The following is a 23,183-nucleotide window of genomic DNA, read 5'->3' on the forward strand; positions in this document are numbered from 1 at the left end:
TAGCCAAGAATCACTAAGTCCTAACATTCTTCTATGGTGTTAAGACTAACATTCTTCTATGGTGTTAAGACTACCTTACTAGTCTTAACACCATAGACTTCGAGAAATATTTTACTTAGCTTAATTGATTATGTCCAACTATACTTTTCATCATTAATTTTTACTTTTAGGAAACAACTATTTTAGGAATCAACTATGATAGTTTATAAATAGGGGGTTAAATTATATGCAGACTAAGAGGTCATTGGAGCTTGATTCAAAAACCAAAACGGAACAGTGCAATGATGCATTAGATGGCAATCATCGCACTGACAACATTGTTCTTCTTCCTTCGACTAGCTTTACTAGCTCAGATGAACGCTTCGATCATTTTGTTAAACGTGATGGGCTAACGTTTGCCGGTACTCATTTAGTCATTGATCTATGGGGAGCATCACAAATTGATGATATAGAACATATAGAAACAACGCTAAAGCAATGTGTAAAAGAAGCTGGGGCAACCTTATTAAATATTCACTTGCATCGTTTCTCGCCAAATGGCGGTGTATCCGGTGTAGTTGTGCTTGCAGAATCTCATATCTCAGTACATACTTGGCCAGAATGCTACTATGCGGCATTTGACATTTTCATGTGCGGAGAAGCTCAACCGTACAAATCAGTGGATGTGCTTAAAACAGCCTTTAAGCCTGAACGCATTAATGTAGGCGATCATCGTCGGGGTATTGTAGCGTGACTAATTGGTTTATCGAAACTTTACATCCCTGGTGGAACCAGGGCCTTCGTACCGGAAAACTTCTTTACCGCGGGGAAACTAACCATCAGGAATTGATCATATTTGAGAATGCAAAATTTGGTAGAGTGCTTGCGCTTGATAATGTAATCCAAACTACCGAAGGAGATGAGTTTATTTATCACGAGATGATGACTCATGTGCCATTAAATGCTCACGGTAATGCTAAACGTGTATTGATAATTGGCGGCGGCGATGGTGGCATGATTCGTGAAGTACTTAAACATCCCGAGGTTGAGCAGGTGACGATGGTAGAAATTGATCGCGTAGTGGTTGATATGAGCAAAGTGTATCTACCATCTATTAGCTCAGGTGCTTTTACGGATTCGCGTTTGGAGCTGATAATTACGAATGGTGCTAGCTATATCACTGAAACACGTCGTCGATTTGATGTTATTATAATCGATAGCACCGACCCTGTTGGCCCAGGTGAAGTTCTATTCACTGAAGAATTCTATAACGCATGTAGTCGTTGTCTAACGGATGACGGAATTGTGGTAACACAAAATGGTGTTCCTTACTTGCAAGGCTCATTGATAACCGATTCTTGGAACCGTCTTAGAAAAAGTTTCATAGATGTTTGGTTCTTTGTTGCTCCAATACCAACCTATCAGGGTGGTTTCATGGCATTCGGTTGGGCAGCTAATAATAAAAGAGCACGTAATATTAAACTCTCTACTATTGAGAATAGATTTGCTAATGTTAGTTTTAAAACCCAATATTATACGCCGTTGATCCATTTAGGTAGTTTTGCTTTACCAAAGTTTGTCTTGGACTTATTGCAGTAGATTTTTTTAAGATAGATCGAGGATGTAGTGTATTTTTATCTTTGATAATTCTGATTATAGGATCCGTATTTTATGCTTTAGATTGGCTTTGTACTATCTGCTATAAATACTGATGATTTATTCTGATTTAGTTTTAATTATCTTGATATAGCTTGTATGATTAATAAATTCCTTCGATAATCTTTTTCTTTTGTATAAAGAGTAATTGCATGTCGATAGTAATGGCTTGATATTCGATATCATCTATTCTTTATAATTAAATTGCATTATTTAATAATAATTTAAAACCTACCTGGACTTTTTTAAAAAGTCACCCCAATTTAGGTCGAGCTAGGTTCTTGTCAGACAAGAATTTGTGATAGTTAGCTACGAACATATTTCATTAAAGTTATACTAGGTATGGTACCAGAAATTTCTTGGCTAGTATCATAAAGTGCATTTAGCCGTTTAGTAAAAAATTTGTACCTTATGTGATCATTGCCTTATGTCAAAAGTTGAACATAAGTTGTGCAGCTGTTTTCTTGAACAGAAGGTAAGCATGACATCGAAAATATTTAGAGAGTCATAACTACAGATAAAATCGTTGTCTATCTACCATTCTTACAAAATGCGTTAAATATTTTATCTTGATGTTATAATTTAAGCATTAAATACTAAAGCTAAATCCGTCGAATGTAACTTGCGATTCAGAAATAATCATCTAAAAAAACTGGCAACATAAATTTATAATTATTAAACTTAAGCTGTATCAGATTGAAAGAATCTATCATCGCTGGATGATAATAGAAGAGTTTAGTAAGTTTATCGCTACTGATAGCTTTACTTTAGATTATACACAAGATATCATAATATACAAGATATCATAACAATTATGACTAGATAGACACAAATGTTTCTATGTATATTATGCTACGAAGTTTTGGATACTTTATAGAGTAAGCTAGTGAAGGCCGCGCCGGTATCACATACTTTTGCATCTATTTTAATTGTGGCGTATCAGTCTGGCTTTAATCTAGGTCGCTGTCTAAAAGCTCTAGATCATCAAAGCAGAAGAGCGTTTGAGGTGATCTTGGTTGATAATGCGTCAACAGATGGTTCGATTGAATCAATCCCCTATTACAATTGGTTACGAATAGTAAGCTTACCAAATAATATAGGCTTTGCGGCCGGTATTAATTTAGCAGTAAAATTAGCCAAAGGAAATTACCTGGTAACACTGAACCCAGATGCTTTCGCTACACCTGGATGGTTAGATGCTCTTGTTGCTGCAGCTAATCGTCACCCCGAAGCGGCCGCTATCGCCTCCGTACAACTTAGCGAGAAGAATACAAACAAGTTAGACGGAATGGGCGATATGTATTCTCCCTGGGGGGCAGCATGGCGAGGAGGAAAAAATAGTCTAGCAGTCCCAATAAAAGAAAGTATAGTTTTTGGCGCATGCGCTACTGCTGCATTGTACCGGCGTGAAGCATTCGATATGGTAGGAGGATTCTGTGAACGATTTTTTTGCTATTATGAGGATGTAGACCTTGCCCTACGGCTAAGAAGAGCCGGATGGCAAGCGGTAATTACTCCATGGGCAGTTGTGCAGCATGTAGAATCAAGCTCAGCATCTTCAAATTTTGTCTTACGATTTGCCACAAGAAATCGTGTTTGGACTTATGTGCGATGTATGCCTGGTTTAACGGCTTTAATGTTTTCTCCAGTAATGATTGTTCTAGCGCTTGCAAGTGTGTTAAAAGTACTTTTGTGCGGTAAATTTGTAAATGCAAGAATACGAGTAAGTGCACTACGAGAGGCGATTCAAGCTTTTCCAGAAATCTTACGAGAACGTTCAATTATTTCTCAAACGAGTAAAGTAAGCGCACTTGATGCTATGACTTGGTCTCCGCTACGTTTCTTACAAAGAGGAATTGATGCGCGACCAATTTCTAATAACCTACAAGACCATTGCTTAGCAAGCAGCCCGAATAGCGAAATTATTATCTCAGTAGTTGTTAGTCATGAGCCGGATACAAGGTTAAATGATGTCCTACAGTCTGCTTTAGCACAAAGCTCTCAGGTCATTCTGGTGGACAATGCAAGCACAAAAAATGTACGCCAGTATCTACGCAAGAAAATAACAACAGATTCAGCGTTAATAATTATTGAAAATACTACTAACCTGGGAATAGCATCTGCCCAGAACCAGGGGCTGGAAATTGCCCGTAGTGCAGGAGCTGACTGGATCTTGCTACTAGATGACGATAGTGTCCCAGCAGATGATATGGTAGTTAAATTGCTCGATGGCTGGCGATCACTAGCTTCAGATCGTAAATACGTAGGTCTATTATCGCCTAGACTCTGCGATGCAAGGGGGAATCTAAAACAATATATGTTATCCAGCGACACAGGCTGGGATTTACATCGCACTGCAATGCTACCCGGGCAACTGGTCCGTTCTGCCATCTTCGCTATTGCTTCAGGTAGCCTAATTAGACGAGATGTGCTTGATTTGGTTGGATGGATGCCAGTGCCGTTCTTTATCGACTACGTTGATATCGAGTTTTGCCTGCGCATGCGTCAGACAAAATTTGAGATAATTGGCGTAGGCAACGCAACACTTGATCATCGATTAGGGGATTTTCAACATATCACATTACTTGGATGTAAATTCGCAATAATTACTCATCCAACATGGCGAATCCATATGATTTACCGCAACCGAGTAAGAGTTTGGCGAAAATTTTTTTCTGAAGTTCCGGCGTGGGTCGCATGGGATTTTTGTGCTGCGCTGTATTATGTATGGAAAGTGATAGTCTACGATACTAACACAATTACTAAACTTTATGCTGTCTTTCGTGGTTTTTTAGCTGGTTGGCGGAAATAGGTTACGGATTAAGAATCTAATTCTAAATCCATATTCAGATTATTCTATTCTACCTTCCCTGCGAAAATGTATTAATGCTATGCTCACAAGAAATCAATTATTTTTAGTATATTAATTGTTTGGTATGAGAATATATAGCAGATATTGTTAATAATATTTTAAAGATTATTGCGTGCTTTTGCATGATGTTACATGCTCTTAACTTTTTATTCAAAAATTAACAATAGTAGTCTTAAGGTTGATATTTCTTCAAAATTAAGTCATGCGTAATTTTTGTAATTAGTAATAGAAAGATTGTTAGGTAAAATTGAATCACTTTCAGTGAGCTATGAGTATAAAAGCACCCTAGAATAGAATAAACCATAAATTTAGCCGAATTAATAGTGCTTGTTGTATAATTTTCATTTAAAATCTTCTAAGAAGAATTTTTGCATGTAAGCAATAATACAAATACAACTCACCGTTATTTATATGACATTGCTAATAAAGATTTATGATGCAGATAGTTTACTACTTGTATGACCTTTTATAGTTTCTTCAATGCACACTAAGTTCAATGCATCACTTTATTATACATTGTTATTGTTCCTCACATCAATAGGTAATTATAATTGTACATGGTTACGATGGTTGTATAATAAGTGCATTAAGGTATATCTGGCTAATACGAGGAAGCCCATCTCTACTTCAACATAAAGATCGTTATTTTTATCTAAAAAAAACAAATAGTAATTATTGCTACTTCAATTACTGCTATTAATTTATAAAGAATTAGCCTACACAGCTTTTTATTTGATTTTAAAATAATCCTAACATAAATTGAGCAAGCTTTGTTGCTGTTCCACTTAAGTAATAGCGTTTGCTAAACACAAAATCTATGGTACTAAAAATATTTGCACAGTCAAAAAACATTGACCTTTTGCATTAAAGGCCTTGTTGGCAGCAAAAACCAGTAAACTTAGCTATAATCCAACGTATCTAGCTATATTAAGCAATACTATATGTCAATATAAGAATATTGACAATAAGAAAATTTACCTAATAATCATTATTTAATAATTTTGCTTGATTATGTAAATAAAGTTATATTGACACATAAAGCTCTAAATTTGAAAAATAACAATAACCTGTGCGAAAGAACTTGGTTGTTGATTAAAACTTATAGCTTATTAAATTTTGAATGGAACTTTGCATATTGATTAGATAAACGCTTAGTTTTCTATATATCATTGACTTGTATATTAAATGGATTGAATTCTATATTATTCTATATACAATTTTTATCACGACAATTCATTAAGTTAATATGATTTATTTAATAAACATAAGTTTAAAAAATTTATAGCTAATTACTCTTTTAATAAAGACTACGCATCCGATAAGTAAGGTAGTTTGTATGGATAAGTTCGCTATAGCACGAATGAATATGGTTAAAAGCCAAATTCTAGCTAATAAAGTAACCAATCAAGATTTAATCAACGTCTTTCATACCATCCCTCGTGAACTCTTCGTACCAAAAGCTATGAAAGAAATTGCTTATGTAGATAAAGCGCTAGAAATTGGTGATGGTCGTTACATCTTGGAACCAATGGTGTTAGCACGTTTATTACAGGCAGCTTTGCCAAAATCAAATGACGTAGTATTAGATATTGCTTGTGGAACCGGTTACTCTACTGTGATTATATCTCAATTAGTCTCTTTTGTCATAGGGGTAGATGATATGCAAGGCATGGTAGATGCAGGAAATTTTAATCTACAAACCTTGAATATAGACAACGCACTTATCATTAACGTTCCGCTTACTTTGGGATGCGCTAAGCAAGCTCCTTATGACATAATCATCATTGATGGCGGTGTTGAAACTATTTCACAGAGTCTATTAGATAAACTATCTGACAAAGGAAGACTTGTCACGGTTGAGTATGATTTACCTAACGGACCTGGCATAGCAGTACTATATGAAAAAGTCAAATCACATATAGGACGAAGAGTTCTTTTTAACGCAAACACTCCTTTACTCTCTAACTTCCGTACAAAGACAAGGTTCGTATTTTAAGAAAATTATATTATGATATTAATCTATGATTTTTTATCTTTTTATAAAATACACCTAATTAAAGAGAGTGCCATGATATTGCTTGCTAAGTTACTCAATTTTCCAGCCAAGAGCTTAGCCCTACTAACCTTAGTTGCTGTGATAAGCGGCATTTCAATTGCTCAAGGACAAAATTTGAAAGAAGCTTTATCACTAGCGTATGAAACTAATCCTGAATTGCATGCGGCGTGCCTACGTCTACGTCAAACAAATGAATATGTTGCTCAGGCTAAAAGCGGTTGGCAGCCCACCATCAACCTTACAGCTAATTTTGGAATTACCCATGTTAATGCAGCCAGCGCTGGTGTAAAGACAGCAGATAGCAGTTCTTACCCGATTACTGGATTACTTACTGTCGATCAACCTCTTTACACATTTGGCAGAGTTGCTTCAGAAATAAATAAAGCAAAAATCAATGTAAAGATGGATCGTACTGACCTGTTTCAAACCGAACAAAATACGTTATATGACGCGGTTGTTGCATACATGAACGTTATAAGAGATGCCGCGATTCTTGATCTACAAATAAACAATACTCAACACTTAAATAAGCAATTAGAAGTTACGAAAGATAGGCTCAGATTAGGTGAAACCACCCATACAGACGTCGCGCAGTCTAAGGCCCGTCAAGCTAGCGCTCAGGCAGAACGCACCAAGGCAGAAAGCGATTTAATCAAATCACGTATCGCTTTCGAGCGTGTTATTGGTAGCTTGCCAACTGCACTAACTAAACCAAAAATCCCGAATGGTTTGCCGGATACTAGAGAAGAAGCAATCAATATCGCTGTACGCGAAAACTATAGCATAAGTCAAGCAAAATCTAAGGAAATGGAAGCGCAGTATGCCCTATCTCACGCTGAATCTGAGCTTTTACCGAAAGTTTCGTTAATTGCTCAAGCAGAACAATCTTATAATACAAGAGGATACGACAATAATACAACTGCTCTGACCGCTGAGCTTCAACTTGTTGTGCCCATTTACCAGAAAGGTATCGTGTATTCTCAAATTAGATCCGCTAAAGAAGAAATTAATCGATTGCGCCTATTGATAGACTATACACGTCGTGCAGTAATAGAAAAAGCTACTAACGCTTACGAAGATTATAAAACTGCAATAGAGCAAATTAAATCGCTAAAATTAGCGGTTATTTCCTCCCAACTAGCGCTTGAAGGGATACGCCAAGAGGCGAATATCGGTAACCGTAGCGTGCTAGACATTCTCGATGCTGAACATGAGCGATTGAAGACTAAAGTAGCTTTAGTAACTGCTGATAGAAATGCTGTCGTCGCAGCTTTCTCACTACTTGCTTCACTGGGACGCCTGTCAGCTCAAAAACTAGCTTTACCAGTCAAGATTTATGACTATAGCTAACACTGTACAGAAAATTAAATAATTCAAGGTATATAGTTTAGGTATTAAATATATAATTATGTATAGGTATTTAAGTATATAATTATGTATTAAGGCGCAAAAATCTTGAAAATTCTACTTAGCAAGTAATTAAAAAATTAATCTCAAATATTATGTTACGAAATGTGCTTACGTATAAAGAATGTATAATTAAGGGGATGTATAAATTCAACCGGGCTAATCATTAGTCTATTGCTTTAACGCGGCCACTAAGGCATATCACATAAAATATATTACTAACTCTATCTGACATAAAACTATCTTTAGAAATTCGGGTGGCTAGAGTAAATCCAACTTTACATCTAGATTTACAATATCGCCAGCAGTCCTCATAGAAATGTATGACTACTTTGAGTTAGATCACGGCAACATATCCTGTCGATAATCTTTCAGAAAAATTTTTTGTGATCTAATGAAGTATTAGTTTAATTGAACAGGCATGATGGTTGCATTATTACGAAGTAAAAGTTAAACATTTTGTAGAATATTAGCAAGGAAATTATACAAGTCAACCTTTTACTTTGCATAAGTATACTCTAAAAGATAGATTCTTCAACAGCTAAATTTATGGAATAAACTAATTTAGAAAACTGTTTCTAAAATAAATATCCATATCTAGTATCGATGGATACAGAGAATAGGCATTAATTTATATTTAAATAAATGCCTATTGGCTATAATCTGCACGCTTTAATTTTAGGAAAATTATATCGATAACATGATAAAATCACTTTTAATAAAACCCACTTGAGATTTTTTTTAATCATTAATTGTGCTTTAAGCATACGCTTTATGATAAAAAATCCCAAATAAGATTGAATTGCATACAAAAAAGTGCTACATTCTAGCTCTTTGTATGCTGATGCAGTTATCTATACTTTAGTAGTAATTGATGAATTCTTAAAAATTTATCAAAACATGCTAGAGTTAATTTAAGTATTTTAACAGTAAATTGCATTATCAGCCACCTGTTAAGAATTTATAAATGCAATTTTATTGGTTGTATATTTTTATTAACTAAGATTGATATCTAATCTCAAAGATGTTTAGGAAATATAAACAAGCAATACACTAAATTACTCTGATTAAATTTAGTTTGCTAATAAATATACAGCTTATTGAATTAATGTTTATTTTAACAGTCTTTAGTGTAGATTTAGTAATTATTCAGGCATTGTTTATACCTTAATTAAGCGTGGTATAAGCAGGAGTTATGTTGAGGGAAAGAAATATTTATTCACAATATTAATAAGGTATCTTATTAAGATATCTTAATTAAGGAAGGTAATAATTAGTCAAATTTGTTACTATAAATCTAACTGCTTGGTTTGCTTATTGGATTTACCAAGAAAAATCTCAGTATTCTAGTGAATGCAAACAAACTGATTGGCCCCTTTAAAGCCATAATAAATTACGATTAATGCATATTGGTGCTTTTTTGTAAGATTATTTATCTGTATTTCATTGATTATGCGCAATCGTACGCTGAATTGATTGTAGTTTAGTGATAATTTATCGCGATAAGGAATACAAAAAATGCTACGCAAGACTAACTTCTACATCAATGGCACTTGGACTCCTCCCATGGTTCCTAACGATTTTGATGTAATTAATCCAGCGACTGAAGCTCCCTTTTGTGTAATCTCGTTAGGATCTAGTCACGATGTTAATAAAGCAGTTGCTGCAGCAAAAAATTCGTTCGAAGTCTGGAATGATACCCCAATAGAAGAGCGTATACTAAAAATTGAGAAGCTAGCAGAAATTTATGAACTTCGCGTCGAAGAAATGGCAAAAGCAATTTCCATGGAGATGGGAGCTCCTATTGATTTAGCAATTAACGCTCAAGCTGCAGCTGGACTAGGACACATTAAATCATTTATTCGAGTGCTAAGGGAGTTCAAATTTGAACATCGTTTACGTGATAACACACCAGATGAATTCCTGATACATGAGCCAGTGGGTGTTTGTGGGTTGATTACTCCATGGAATTGGCCAATGAATCAAGTAACAATGAAAGTTGTACCTGCGTTAGGAGTTGGCTGTACCGTAGTCCTGAAACCATCAGAGATTGCGCCTATGTCTTCGCTACTTTTTGCAGAGTTTATGGAAGAAGCTGGTTTTTTAAACGGTGTATTCAACTTGGTAAATGGTGATGGTCCAACCGTAGGTGAGGCAATAGGCAGCCACCCCGATGTTGACATGATAAGCTTTACCGGATCTACAAAAGTTGGTATTGCTTTAACTAGATCCTCTGCCAATACAGTTAAACGCGTAGCTCTAGAAATGGGTGGAAAAGGAGCAAACATTATATTTGCTGATGCTAATATCCCTGAAGCAGTCAAGCGTGGTGCTATCCACTGCTTCAACAATACCGGACAATCATGTAACGCTCCAACCAGAATGTTGGTAGAACGCTCAGTTTATGACAAAGCACTAGAAATTGCCTCTGCTACAGCTAAAAGCACTGCTGTAGGTCAACCAAATGAGCACGGTACTCATATTGGCCCTCTAGTTTCTGAAACGCAATTTAACAAAGTACAAGGCCTCATTCAATCTGGTATCGACGAAGGAGCGCGTCTAATAGCCGGAGGTATTGGTCGGCCAGATGGCTTTAATATCGGATATTTTGTGCAAGCAACAGTTTTTGCCGATGTAGATAATGCAATGAGAATTGCTCGCGAAGAAATCTTTGGGCCTGTCTTATCGATAATGCCATTCGATAACGAAGAAGAAGCAGTAAGGATCTCGAATGATACTAGATATGGTCTGACTAACTATGTGCAGAGTGGTGACATAGCTCGTGCTCAGCGTATAGCTCGTCGCCTACGTTCCGGTATGGTTGTAGTAAATGGAGCTTCTCGACACTCAGAAAGTCCATTTGGTGGCTATAAGCAATCCGGCAAGGGTCGTGAAGGAGGGATATATGGACTAGAAGAGTTTCTAGAAATTAAGGCAGTATCAGGATGGAATACACCAATACTGTAACAGGATTATTGTTTTGAAGTAGCAACACATATCCATGAAGTCCACTATAAACTAAAATAGCATTATATTTCTCTTTTGTAGTTAAATAAGTTCTAACCTCACCTACAATATATCTTAAACAACAGGGACAGCTACTTTAAACTACTCGTATTTTAACCAAGGCCCTCTGTAGATATACTTATGCAGTTCAGCATAATAAGTAACCAGCCTTAAAGTAGAACATATGTAAATCCAAATTAAAAAAATAAAGAGAACACGATGATAGTTCGAAATGGCTTAGATTATCGATGGTTAAAAACTTCTGTAAGTAATAGTCTCCGTTATAACAGTCTACATCATCTTATTCTATGATAACTTGAAAAACATTTTTACAAACAAAAAACTTATCGTCTTCTGTAAAAAGGTAGATTTTTAATCTCAGTTAAATAATCAAATCAAGATTTATACTTAATATATTATATTTCTTCAATAAAAAAACTAGACTAAGCTATAGAGTTATATTGCTTTTCTTAAAAAGGATTCTTAGAAGTATATCTTCACTTAACTATTAACAACTCAAAAGCTAGATAATTAGCTTATAGAGTAATAAAACTTACTTAAGTATTTAAACCGTATGATAGTTGTTTTTGGATAATTCATCAAAAATCATTGCTTAAATTCGATAATATTTCTTATAACTAACATACAAAACGACCTTTGACTTTTTTTTAATTACACTATGAAGAATTTATAACAGATAAACAACTATAAAGAGTGTAATTTACTTTACTGAATTTATCAACTTTGGTCAATATCAAATTAAGTAAGCGAAAATATTTCACAAATAGCAACTTTTTAAAGTAAAAACAAGTATTTATATCGATCACTATCAGTTTATTATTGCCTTTTCACTTTAAGATAACAATAATAACTATACTATTAGTATCATTTTCTCAATTGAATTGAAATCTATTACAGCGTCCCTGCTAATATACGAAGCGTCTATTGTAACGTTAGAATTTTGAATTAAGTCGTCGATCACATTGCAAATATAGCCTCATATCTTGACAAAGAATTTAATAAATAATTAAAGAGATTACTGTTAATTATTTATTAGTACGTATAAAAAGAACCAAAAATATGAACAACTTTCTATAGTTTAACAATAAAAAGTGATGATTTAGCTTAACTCAGCCACTATTTTCTAGCGAAATACATTCCTAAAGAAAAAAACATACCATGTTAAAGTATATAATAATAAGCCAACCGATTTAGTCAGGGGTAACGACTACACTTGCTCTACTAGTAGTAATTTTAAATTAAATCGAAGATCATAGTCTTATTCAAATAAAATGGCTGTATCAACTGGCTAGTACAAATATGAGTAAACTATTAAGAGAACAAAGTAACGGTTGTTATTAAATATGCTTAGAGCACCTTACCAGGATTAAAAATCCCACCCGGATCCATGACATTTTTGATAGTTTTCATAAGATCCATAGAAACTTTATCTTTATAACGAGCAAGTTCTTTTCGTTTAAGACGGCCTATACCATGCTCAGCACTGATAGATCCTCCCATTTCCAAAACAATATCGTTGATAACCCCATTAAACTCTTCACAACGAGCTAAGAAGGCATTCTTTTCACTGTGTTCTGGAATTTGTAAATTGTAATGCAAATTGCCGTCACCAATATGACCAAAAGCAACCAACCGTATATTAGGTTCCATTTCTGCGACCTTAATCCAAGCAATATCATAAAACTCAGCGATGCGCGATATTGGCACTGAAATGTCGTTTTTGATCGAAGCACCCTCAATTCTTTGGCTTTCGGAAGCATTTTCACGCAGCTTCCAAAATGCTTGGCGCTGGGTTTCGTTCTGAGCAATAGCGGCATCAATCACTAGCCCAGATTCAAAAGCATTACTCAAAATCAATTCTAGCCGCTCTGATAACCTAATATCTAGCGAAGCAGTGGATACTAATTCCAGTAAAACGTAGAAATCATAGCGCTCACTCAAAGGATCCTTGCAATCCGCAATATGTTTAATTACTAGATCAATCATCAAACGAGGCATCAACTCAAAAGTTTCTACCGCATCGCCACTCTCGCTTCGAGCAAGTTCTAACAAAGCAACCGCAGCAGCAACATTGGGTACAGCACAGAATGCACTGCAAACTTCAGTTGGTTCAGGAAAGATTTTTAAGACGGCTGCGGTTATAATACCAAGTGTTCCCTCGGAGCCAAGAAAAAGCTGCTTAAGGTCATAGCCAGTATTATCTTTTCGCAATCCACGTAGCCCGTTCCATATCCGCCCATCCGATAGTACAACTTCGAGTCCAAGAACCAGATCACGAGCATTTCCATATCTTAGTACGTTGGTACCTCCGGCATTAGTAGATAAATTACCGCCTATCATCGCGCTACCTTCAGCAGCCAAGGATAAAGGAAAGTAGCGTTTAGCTTTAGAAGCAGCATGCTGTAAATCTTTAAGAATGCAACCAGCTTCTACAGTTATAGTGTAATTATCAGGATCAATATTTCTAACTTTATTCATTCGTGCAAGCGAGACGATAATCTCGTTACCACTATTCTGTGGTATTGACCCACCACATAGCGAAGTGTTACCGCCTTGAGGAATAATCGAGATAGATGCTTCTGCACAGAGCGCAACTAATTTAGCAATCTCCTCTGTATTTTTAGGCCTAACTACCATAAGAGCTTCGGTTCCACACATACCGCGCCAATCTGTCATATATGGCAGCATAGACTCAAGATCATTAGTCCAACCTTTTGGTCCAACTACTTGCTTAATACGTTTCAGCGCCTCAATAAAATCTACTCTATTGGCAGTAACCGAAGCCATAGTTCTTCTCCTCATAACGAGGTAATAAAAATTTTATAAAAAGTTAACACAAAACCCTACTAAAGCACAAACAAGATACACTATTGAATTGATAATAATAAAAGCAAAACCTTTAATCAGCAACAATCTTCCTTACAATGAATGCATTACCTAATTGATTATTAAAACTTAGTATTCGCATTATTTTTGTGCAATTATAATCATACAATCAAGCTGCAGCACGCTGCAGACGATCATTAATAGCGATTCCAACTCCTGTACGAGGAATAGGAGCTACTGCAATAGTTTTAATTCCTGGCGAATCAAGAGCGTGCAAATAAGCAAATAAATTAGATGCAGCTTCCAACAAATCACCTAATGCACTAAGATCTACAGCTAAGCCTAGCTGGCCAGCAAAATCTAAGCCTACCTCTCCATCCCACAATTCGGTAGCGTTTAACCGCAGGGATGCAATTGGTGCATAATGACTAGCAAGCATTCCAGGAGACAATAGTCCAACATTATTATTGGTAAGTTCGATAGGGCCTACTACTGCCTCTATTTGCTCCTGAGTAATAGCTCCTGGACGTAGTAATCTTGGTATCGCGCCAGAAACATCTAAAACAGTACTTTCCACTCCAATCGCGCAACAACCGCCATCTAAAATAATTTTTAATCCATCAAAATCTTCTGCTACTACATGATCAGCTGTAGTCGGACTCAAACGTCCAGAGCGATTAGCACTCGGAGCAGCAACAGGTCGACCAATTTCAGAAAGCAAAGCTCGAGTTGTAGGATCGCCTGGTATTCGAATAGCAACAGTACTCATATTTGCTGACGTTAAACAAGCAAGCGGAAATCCATCCATTAGTTTCATCACTAACGTTAACGGGCCAGGCCAAAAAACATCTGCCATAGCAAGCGCTGCAGAAGTAGCTTGACCAATAGCAAAAGCAGATCTCACATCATGTACATGGCTAATAAGTGGATTATACAAAGGACGTGCTTTATAAGCAAATATCTTCGCTACAGCCGTTTCATTGGTTGCATCTCCACCAAGTCCATATACTGTCTCAGTAGCAAAAGCAACCAAACCTCCACTAAGTATAACTCTTCCAGCTTCGGCTCGAGCAATTGGATCTTTTATAGAATAAACACGTGCATTCATAAACTATTATAACACTTAAAAAGTGCAGCAAAAAATAAACTTAAATTGCGGAGTTAATAACGCATAACAGATAATTATCATATAGTAATAACAACAATTAAACGCACATACTAGCGAATACTTTGGCATAATCAAAAAGGATTAATCAAAAATACGGCTGAGATTGCAAGAAATATCTGTGCATTAAGGATATTTTCTCCTAGGCGAATGAGGCATTTAGCAATAAAACGCAAATGATAAAACCAAAAAAAAGATATCCAACTGTAAAATATTTTATGCAATAAGGGATACTCTACAGAGGGGATTAAAGATCGAGATCATTTCATAATCAATTTAACAAAACATTAACAAGAAAAACCCTCCCCTAATATCCGTAGTTAATTTATCGGTATTTGATAATACCGATAAATTAACTTTGAATCTTTTTCATAATAATTCTCTATTGTTAGGATAATAGCTTAAAGCTGAAAAGCTTGTTAAAAAAGCTGCTTATTATACAACCATTGCTTATTTTGTATTATATTAACGAGATTATTAATTAGCAAGAAAAATCAACTAAATAATTTCAAATAAGTAGATTTGAACTTCGTTTAGTTGTATGATATCGTTCTTTCATAGATAATCTCTAACTAGATAGAGAGCCTGGTGAGTAGAAATACACTACACAAATTATTTTTTGGGACTTATCACAATCTTATTTTGAATTACACGTTTTTAGCCTATACTTAGGAAATAAATTACTAAATTAATTATTATATTCTTGAACACATAAGCTTATACTAAAATCAGCTCTTTAGAATTTTAATCTAAAATTGAATACTGAGTAGTTTTTAGAAAATAATAATTGTTACTTTATAAGCCTAAAGTTTATATTGTACCTAAAGTTTATATTGTAACTTTAAAAAATTATGATTAGCTGCAATTCAAGGAAAATTTCCATGAAGAGTAATTTGGATGAAAATTTGATTCGCAAATTAGTCGAATTATTAAAAAGTAATGAATTAGGCGAACTGGAGTACGCAACAAATGATCTACGCATTCGCATATCTAATACAAAGATTAATGCAGCTTATGCTACACAAGTACCCGCTTCTTCTACTACACCTAAAGCAATATCAGCTTCAACGACAAGCAAAAACACAGTAGAGGATGGCGATGTTATACAATCACCAATGGTTGGAACCGCCTATCTTGCCCCAGAAGCAAATGCAGCAGCCTTTGCGCCCATTGGTTCAAGCGTACTTACTGGCCAAACAATTATGATAGTCGAAGCTATGAAAACCATGAACCCAATCTCTGCTCCAAGAGACGGTAAAGTTAAGGCAGTCCATGTAAAAAATGGTCAGCCTGTAGAATTTGGTCAGCCGCTTTTGGTGTTAGAATAATCTGTTTTATTGCTCAGGGAGCTAGCAAAGCGTGTTTAGTAAGATAATGATCGCCAACCGCGGGGAAATTGCTCTTCGTATCCATCGCGCTTGTCGAGAAATGAATATCAAAACAGTAGCTATACACTCCACTGCAGATGCTAATGCCATGCATGTAAGATTAGCAGACGAAAGTGTATGTATAGGCCCAGCATCAGCCATAGATAGTTATCTCAATATACCAGCTATTTTATCAGCAGCTGCTATCACTAATGTTGATGCAATTCATCCAGGTGTTGGCTTCCTATCGGAAAACGCAGCCTTTGCTGAAATTGTTGAGGCTCATGGTATTACGTTCATTGGACCTAGGTCAAAGCATATCCATTGTATGGGCAACAAAATTACAGCTAAAAAAACAATGACTAAACTTGGAATTCCGTGTGTACCTGGATCTGAAGATCCAGTAGATGGAATAAAAACAGCTAAAGATGAAGCCAATCGCATCGGCTATCCTGTGCTAATTAAAGCTGCGAATGGCGGCGGCGGGCGCGGTATGAAAGTTGCAAACAGTCCAAATAACATTGAAGAAGCATATACAACTGCTCGGCGAGAAAGTGCTGCTGCCTTTGGCAATGAGGCAGTATATATGGAGAGATATCTTGAACGTCCTCGACATATCGAAATTCAAATTGCTGCTGACAACCACAACAACGTAGTCCATCTTGGAGAGCGCGATTGCTCTATTCAGCGACGTCACCAAAAAATCATCGAAGAAGCTCCATCTCTAGTTCTTACGCCGGACGAGCGCGATAAGATCGGTAGACGGATTGTCACTGCAATCTGCAATATGGGATATTCCAGCCTTGGTACTATGGAATTTCTTTACGAAGATGGTGAGTTTTACTTTATCGAGATGAATACTCGATTACAAGTTGAACACCCGATCACCGAAGCGATAACCGGCATCGACTTGGTACGTCTACAAATTGAAATAGCAGCTAACAAATCGCTAGAGATCACACAACAGGACATAATTTTTAACGGACATGCTATTGAATGTCGTATAAATGCTGAAGATCCTTACACATTTCAACCACACCCAGGAAAAATTAATGATTATCATCAACCTGGTGGTTTAGGTGTGCGTGTAGATAGCGCACTCTATGCTGGTTATAGTGTGCCAGCACATTACGATAGCTTAATAGCCAAAATAATCATACACGGTAGCAATCGTCAAGAATGTCTAATGCGTGCTGAGCGAGCGTTAGGTGAGTACGTAATCAGCGGAATTTCGACAACTATTCCGCTACATGCAAATCTGCTGCTAGATCCGGTTTTTCGTAGCGGTGAATACTACATTCGTTGGCTGGAAAAGAATTATCTAAAATCCTAATTAATCTTCTTGCTAGCAGATCAATTAATAATTGATCAAATATCTGATATACAAAAGAAACTAGTACTTCAATACTGTAACAGTAGATATTTTTCCTCATTGCTAGAAAAGCCAAAACCACCTAAAATATTTCTCTTTGACCATCCAAATAGTTTGACACTATTCCATTTTAAAAACTTAAATATATCAACCAATATTAGCAATAACATAACATTCATCGATATCAAATTAAATACACGTAGGATTTTAGGATTATCGTCTGTAACTGTGTAAAACTGAGAGACTAACATTTTAATAAATGAATTAGTCAAGATATTCAATGATTTTTAGATGGCTTTGTATAATCACAGTTTGCTTCTTCTATGAAGTTTTGACAACAGAGCAATTTGATAGTGATTTTTTTTAAAGCATTGTTACGCTAAGCATTTTCTCTACAGAATGCTCATTTAAATCTGGTAATCGATACTTAAAAATAACATAATTATTTCAATTGCTTAACTTAAAAACAAGTTACTTTACTTTATTGATATTGAGTTCGCTAGCAATTATCCAGTCTTTTTCAATATAATAACAGTTCTCTGCATATAAACAGAGGCGTTAATGCTTGATATTAACAATAGCAAAAATCATATAGCCTTAGCTATAAGAAAATTACTAGTCATCTATAAAATCACTTCTACAAGACATTAACCAAACACTGTAGACAGAATGTTCTACCGCATGCAAACTGACGCTAGAAGCAAACATCCAGCCATTAAACACATCATGTGTTTCTTCATCCGGCAGCTGATCTTCAATGTGCAAAAATGCTGCACTTTCTGGCGGCAGAGTTGGAGGTAAGTCTTGACAAGTATCAACGCGTATTTTAAATGTGCCAAAATATGCAACATTCCCAAGCATCACCTTAAAAGTAGAAACTCTCCCCGTCACCTTATCCAATCCCCGCAAAACAGCAACATTATGCTGGCGCCATTCGTTTTTGAGTCTAATAATGTGGGGACAAACAGCAATGGATTGTAGGTTCACACTAGTCACCACACACACACATGCAAGAACTCTTAATAAACCTGATTTACTCATTCTTTACGCAAAGAAATAAATACTCTATTTTCTCAATAATTTCTATTCTTCTGTAAAGAAGAGATTTATATTTTGATCACAAATCAATCTTTCTTTAAATCTAATTACTAATTAATTATTCAAAATATATTGATATTAATTAAAATGGTATTTTAAATTTTTTTAAAAAGCTAATATGTTTACATATTTCTCAAATATATTCTGAAACAGCCACTTCAGCGAAGTTAAATAAAAACTATTTGTACCGCTAAGGCGTTTAATCATTATGAGTTAATATTTTCAATTAAAAAATATAAAATAATTAATTAGCTTAAGATGAAACTAATTATGAATTCCACATACTTGTCAGCTTACCTGCATAAAGTGAATTTATACAAAAAATTAATTAAACCAAAAGTACTGCATTAAAAAATAATCTTTAATAATATGTATATTATACGATTTTAACTAAAAATAATCACAAAATTTAAACAAGAAACACAACAAGATTTTGATGCAACATCGATTAATCCTGGTATTAATCTACTTCACTCACTGAGTACATTTTAATGATCATCTAAAGCATATACCAAAAATAAGGCTAATCTATTGATAATATTTAAAGACAAATAGGTTTGTAAATTCTTTTATCTTCAACTTAAAAAAAACGAAACACCCATTAAAATATCTATGCAAAATGCATACTATTTAAGGTTTGAAGCTTTGTGAAGACTAAAAAACTAACTTGCCTGATTGGATCTCTTACGAGGATTCACCTCGCTTAAGCGGGATCCGCTACCTATTCCACCTGACTGGAACATAAAACGACTCATCATCTGAACAAAATCAATAGCTTCTTGAGTTATTTCGATCCTTTCACCAGGCTTAAGTATCTTCTTATCGCCCCCAGGCACCAGATTAACATAATTATTACCGAATAATCCATCAATGGAAATAGCAGCGCTAGTATCTACAGGAAGTTTAATTGAATTGTTAATACTCAAAGTAACTTTTGCTAAATAGGTCTTTGAATCCAAAGATTGCCTCGATACGGTACCGATTTTAAGCCCAGAAATACGAACATCGCTACCTGGCTTTAGCCCTCCTACAGTAGTGAAATGAGCAATGACATCATATTCATTTCTGGTGCTGAATTGCGAAACGGTATATACATAGAATAGAAACATTCCAGCAATGGCTAAAACGATCGCTCCCATCAAAGTTTCAACTACATATTTACTCAATGGATCATTTTCCTGCCAAATCAATCAATCGGGGGTCCATGCTTCGTAATCTCCTGTTGCTTTATCGCGCTTACCAGCCTTTAAAAGGTGGCCTTGTGGGCGATAGGCATAGAGTGTGCCAGTAAGATTTGGAACATGTTTCTTCTGCCAAGCAAAGCGACATGAATCGTTACCATCGGGCACATCATCGGTAACATGATGTAGCCAGTGATGCCAATTCGGTGGAATTTTAGATGCTTCTACAAGACCATTATAGATAACCCACCTCATCTCGCGACCATTCCGCAAAGCACCGCGGCAGTGGATATAATATTTGTTACCATAAATATCTTTGCCAACAAATTTGCCATTTATAAATGTATAAATCCTCATTTCAAATTTCATTGTTCAGCCTTAATTAGCATATTAGTTAGCATATTAGATTATAATTATCCCTAAGCACTTTCGTAAATTCGATATAATTTTTGGTAGTGATAATTTAGTTTAGTAACTTAACCAAAGCTACTAAACATTAAACTTAACAATTAAAATAATACCTAAAATACACCAAAATATAAGCAAATTAACGAACAGATAAAAACTAACGGCTCGATAATAGACTATAGTTATTTTACTTAAATAAACAGCACAAACTTAAACATTATTTTATAACAAGCACTATGTCATATAAAAACATTCGAAGCTAGAAAACTTTCACAAAAACCTATATTCACCACAGAATACTCCATCACTTAAAGAATAATATAGCATTATAAATCGCAATTTATAATGCGTAAAAATATTCTAGCAGAAGAATATTCCTCGAAAATAACAGTAGCTGAGCTCTTGATAAGCTAGTATAAAGTAAAAACTAAGGTTACAAAGATAGCATCCAATTTATCTTTCTATAGAGGCATAGAATACTAAATTTAAGTACTGCCAGCAAATACAATAAAATATTTACAAATTCACTAAGAATTAATTAAAAATTATTAGAAATAGAATACTAAACTAGTAGTGTGTTAGAGATAATCTAAAAATTAATTCGTCGAAAGTAATTTCGAATATTTATTTGTTTTCGTCAAATATCAATCAACCTTGTTTATGCAATAAAGAATCTTTTTTCACTTCTTTGTAGGCAGACCAAATAATTCTTTAAATTTCCAGCAAATCTTTTTGACGACTATCGACAAAAATTTTTACACAGGCTTGGCAAGACTTAAACAATAAAGCTGAGCGTCTAGGCCAAGTGGTCAATTGCAGTTTCGATCCGTAAACATAATCTAAATGGCTGTATCAATTGAGTAAAATACGCTTGCTATACAAAGATTACGTTTAATTTTATTCCAATTCAATAAAATATTGAACAAAATATTGAACTAAGAACAGAATAATTAATCTATTAATATTAGTGCCAATAATCCTTAAGATTTGCAAAGCAAATTATACTTAAAATTTACACTCTAACTAAATTATCTGAATGTATTAATATCTTAAGCCTAGAAAAGCAATAAAAAATTAACAATTATTACGGCCAAATAAATGTTTGGAAATTCTACCGGTGAAAAATAAATAAAACACAGTAGAATAATAGATAAGATATCTGAAATATATTAAAAACTAATTGAATGTAACTAAAGATTAACATAAGCAAAATATTATATCAAATCAAAATACCGTATCTTGCTTACATTACTCCAACTTAGTTAATGCAGATAAATAGCATTACAGTCACTATCTCGTACTGACGGCTAAAATGATTGCTCTATCTTAATAAATTATTTTATGTACATAATGATCGTATCAAAGCATTCACTTAAATTGAAGTATAAAATCTAGCTCTAATCAAAACTGCTTGCACCTAGCTCATTAAAAAAATTACCAGTTGGAAAAATGAGCAAAGAATCCAATTATTCATATAAAAACAACTACTTGGTGCCCCCGGTTCGACTCGAACGAACAATTTCTTGCGAAAAACAGATTTTGAGTCTGTCGCGTATACCATATTCCGCCACGGGGGCAAGAAGCTACATTCATACCATATAATTTTGGATAAGTCAATATAAATTATTAACGCTACATCACACCGAAAATTAATCCAAAATATTATTGCTAATTCTTATCAATTAAGCATGCTAGCTTATTCAAATACAATTACAGTACTCGATTGCCATATTAGTTTATGGAGTATATTGATGTACTAACACATAAAGTACTCTGAGAAGAAACGTGAATTATTCAGCAAATAATTCAAAAGCCTCTTGCGCAAGAACTATAGAAGTTAGACATAAAGCTACATAATCAAATGTACGATTTTATCAGTTAATAACTTCCATGAGTAAAATTACCTCAAACGTTTAATGGCTAATTGACTAGCACTTTACAACTATGAAAATAATAAATTACTTATCGCATTGATACACACTTTACGATTAAAAGAAATAATAATGATAACTTTAAGAAGAAACTACTAACTTATAAAATCAATCGATTAGTTTTGTATCTTTTAAAAAAATCCTATTAAACTGAGTAGGAGAATTAGTTTTTAATAAAAAAAAATAATTGTTTAGTTACACTAAAGACAACTAAATGAAAAATTCGAAGCGGACTACCTAAAAACTTAAAATTAAAGTCAGCAATTATACTCCAGACAAATCAAAGCCTGTCTCTTAGCTATGAGAGAATAAAAATATTTATATCTTTTCCGTATAGGCTATTAAGTTACAATATAAGTTTATGAATCATAAAAGTATTTAAAAAATTTTATTGACTTGCTTATCAAGCAGAATCTTTTTAAAAATACTAAGTAGCAATAAAAAATTATTTATTATTTAATAATTATGAAAACAAAAAAACTATACTATAAATGAACTTAATCTAATGTTTTATTATAATAAATTTAAACGAGTACGACATTAGATTATTTTTTGTTGTTTGGTGGCCCCGGAGGGACTCGAACCCTCACGCCAAAAGCCCGCGATTTTAAGTCGCGTGCGTCTACCGATTCCGCCACGGGGCCGTAATATCATGCAGGCAAACCACTCGTAAGTATGTCTTATCAATAATTTCTTTTAAATCTAATTTATTCTGATTCTACCTGAATAGCATTTTGCTATGTGAAGCTTAATATATTTATATGAACATATAAATATCTAATTTATTCTGATTCTACCTGAATAGCATTTTGCTATGTGAAGCTTAATATATTTATAT

The 23,183-nt window shown here is 34.6% G+C and carries 13 protein-coding genes and 2 tRNA genes; 8 read left to right on the forward strand and 7 right to left on the reverse strand.

Annotated features, from left to right (window positions below; genetic code table 11):
• Nucleotides 1–226 precede the first annotated feature (226 nt).
• The 6 genes from speD (at nucleotide 227) to P856_RS03165 (ending at nucleotide 10,937) form a co-directional block, all read left to right on the forward strand.
• A complete protein-coding gene (gene speD / locus P856_RS03140; RefSeq protein WP_025300721.1) occupies nucleotides 227–733 on the forward strand; it encodes an adenosylmethionine decarboxylase in 507 nt (168 codons plus the stop codon).
• A complete protein-coding gene (gene speE / locus P856_RS03145) occupies nucleotides 730–1,578 on the forward strand; it encodes a polyamine aminopropyltransferase (RefSeq protein ID WP_025300722.1) in 849 nt (282 codons plus the stop codon). Before speD ends, speE begins: the two co-directional genes overlap by 4 nt.
• Nucleotides 1,579–2,521: 943 nt before the next feature.
• Nucleotides 2,522–4,447: a glycosyltransferase family 2 protein gene (locus P856_RS04155; protein ID WP_025300723.1), complete on the forward strand. Its 1,926-nt coding sequence runs from the start codon at nucleotides 2,522–2,524 to the stop codon at nucleotides 4,445–4,447.
• 1,396 nt (nucleotides 4,448–5,843) lie between these two features.
• Complete coding sequence (locus P856_RS03155; RefSeq protein WP_025300724.1) at nucleotides 5,844–6,503, forward strand: protein-L-isoaspartate O-methyltransferase family protein; 660 nt, start codon at nucleotides 5,844–5,846, stop codon at nucleotides 6,501–6,503.
• Between the two features lie 72 nt (nucleotides 6,504–6,575).
• Nucleotides 6,576–7,913 (forward strand): TolC family outer membrane protein, encoded by a 1,338-nt coding sequence (locus tag P856_RS03160; protein WP_025300725.1) that lies wholly within the window; start codon nucleotides 6,576–6,578, stop codon nucleotides 7,911–7,913.
• A gap of 1,575 nt (nucleotides 7,914–9,488) precedes the next feature.
• Nucleotides 9,489–10,937: an aldehyde dehydrogenase family protein gene (locus P856_RS03165; RefSeq protein ID WP_044214915.1), complete on the forward strand. Its 1,449-nt coding sequence runs from the start codon at nucleotides 9,489–9,491 to the stop codon at nucleotides 10,935–10,937.
• A 1,407-nt stretch (nucleotides 10,938–12,344) separates the two neighbouring features.
• On the opposite strand, the gene P856_RS03170 is transcribed toward P856_RS03165, so the two are convergent.
• Together P856_RS03170 and P856_RS03175 are read right to left on the reverse strand one after the other, a co-directional pair.
• Nucleotides 12,345–13,784, reverse strand: coding sequence for an FAD-binding oxidoreductase (locus P856_RS03170; RefSeq protein WP_025300727.1), 1,440 nt, complete (start codon nucleotides 13,782–13,784; stop codon nucleotides 12,345–12,347).
• A gap of 208 nt (nucleotides 13,785–13,992) precedes the next feature.
• On the reverse strand, nucleotides 13,993–14,931 hold the full coding sequence (locus P856_RS03175; protein WP_025300728.1) for an L-threonylcarbamoyladenylate synthase: 939 nt from the start codon (nucleotides 14,929–14,931) through the stop codon (nucleotides 13,993–13,995).
• A gap of 938 nt (nucleotides 14,932–15,869) precedes the next feature.
• On the opposite strand from P856_RS03175, the gene P856_RS03180 reads away from it, so the two are divergent.
• Together P856_RS03180 and accC are read left to right on the forward strand one after the other, a co-directional pair.
• Nucleotides 15,870–16,316: an acetyl-CoA carboxylase biotin carboxyl carrier protein gene (locus P856_RS03180; RefSeq protein WP_025300729.1), complete on the forward strand. Its 447-nt coding sequence runs from the start codon at nucleotides 15,870–15,872 to the stop codon at nucleotides 16,314–16,316.
• A 31-nt stretch (nucleotides 16,317–16,347) separates the two neighbouring features.
• Entirely contained in the window at nucleotides 16,348–17,688 is a 1,341-nt protein-coding gene (gene accC / locus P856_RS03185) for an acetyl-CoA carboxylase biotin carboxylase subunit (RefSeq protein ID WP_025300730.1), read from the forward strand.
• Nucleotides 17,689–18,342: 654 nt separating this feature from the next.
• Here the strand turns inward: accC and P856_RS03195 are convergent.
• The 5 genes from P856_RS03195 to P856_RS03215 form a co-directional block, all read right to left on the reverse strand.
• On the reverse strand, nucleotides 18,343–18,723 hold the full coding sequence (locus P856_RS03195; protein ID WP_227028660.1) for a DUF2155 domain-containing protein: 381 nt from the start codon (nucleotides 18,721–18,723) through the stop codon (nucleotides 18,343–18,345).
• 764 nt (nucleotides 18,724–19,487) lie between these two features.
• Entirely contained in the window at nucleotides 19,488–20,015 is a 528-nt protein-coding gene (mlaD, locus tag P856_RS03200; protein ID WP_052323031.1) for an outer membrane lipid asymmetry maintenance protein MlaD, read from the reverse strand.
• Nucleotides 20,016–20,375 (reverse strand): NADH:ubiquinone oxidoreductase subunit NDUFA12, encoded by a 360-nt coding sequence (locus P856_RS03205; protein ID WP_025300734.1) that lies wholly within the window; start codon nucleotides 20,373–20,375, stop codon nucleotides 20,016–20,018.
• Between the two features lie 1,528 nt (nucleotides 20,376–21,903).
• Nucleotides 21,904–21,991, reverse strand: a tRNA-Leu gene (locus P856_RS03210).
• 914 nt (nucleotides 21,992–22,905) lie between these two features.
• Nucleotides 22,906–22,989 (reverse strand) — tRNA-Leu (locus tag P856_RS03215).
• Between the last annotated feature and the right edge of the window lie 194 nt (nucleotides 22,990–23,183).

It is taken from the genome of Candidatus Endolissoclinum faulkneri L5 (assembly GCF_000510265.1).
Classification (GTDB): Bacteria; Pseudomonadota; Alphaproteobacteria; order Thalassobaculales; family Thalassobaculaceae; genus Thalassobaculum; species Thalassobaculum faulkneri_A.

Coding starts and splice junctions, on each gene's coding strand:
- speD (WP_025300721.1), top strand. CDS start 227: ATGCAGACTAAGAGGTCATTGGAGCTTGATTCAAAAACCAAAACGGAA.
- P856_RS03155 (WP_025300724.1), top strand. CDS start 5,844: ATGGATAAGTTCGCTATAGCACGAATGAATATGGTTAAAAGCCAAATT.
- P856_RS03160 (WP_025300725.1), top strand. CDS start 6,576: ATGATATTGCTTGCTAAGTTACTCAATTTTCCAGCCAAGAGCTTAGCC.
- P856_RS03165 (WP_044214915.1), top strand. CDS start 9,489: ATGCTACGCAAGACTAACTTCTACATCAATGGCACTTGGACTCCTCCC.
- P856_RS03170 (WP_025300727.1), bottom strand. CDS start 13,784: ATGGCTTCGGTTACTGCCAATAGAGTAGATTTTATTGAGGCGCTGAAA.
- P856_RS03175 (WP_025300728.1), bottom strand. CDS start 14,931: ATGAATGCACGTGTTTATTCTATAAAAGATCCAATTGCTCGAGCCGAA.
- P856_RS03180 (WP_025300729.1), top strand. CDS start 15,870: ATGAAGAGTAATTTGGATGAAAATTTGATTCGCAAATTAGTCGAATTA.
- P856_RS03205 (WP_025300734.1), bottom strand. CDS start 20,375: ATGAAATTTGAAATGAGGATTTATACATTTATAAATGGCAAATTTGTT.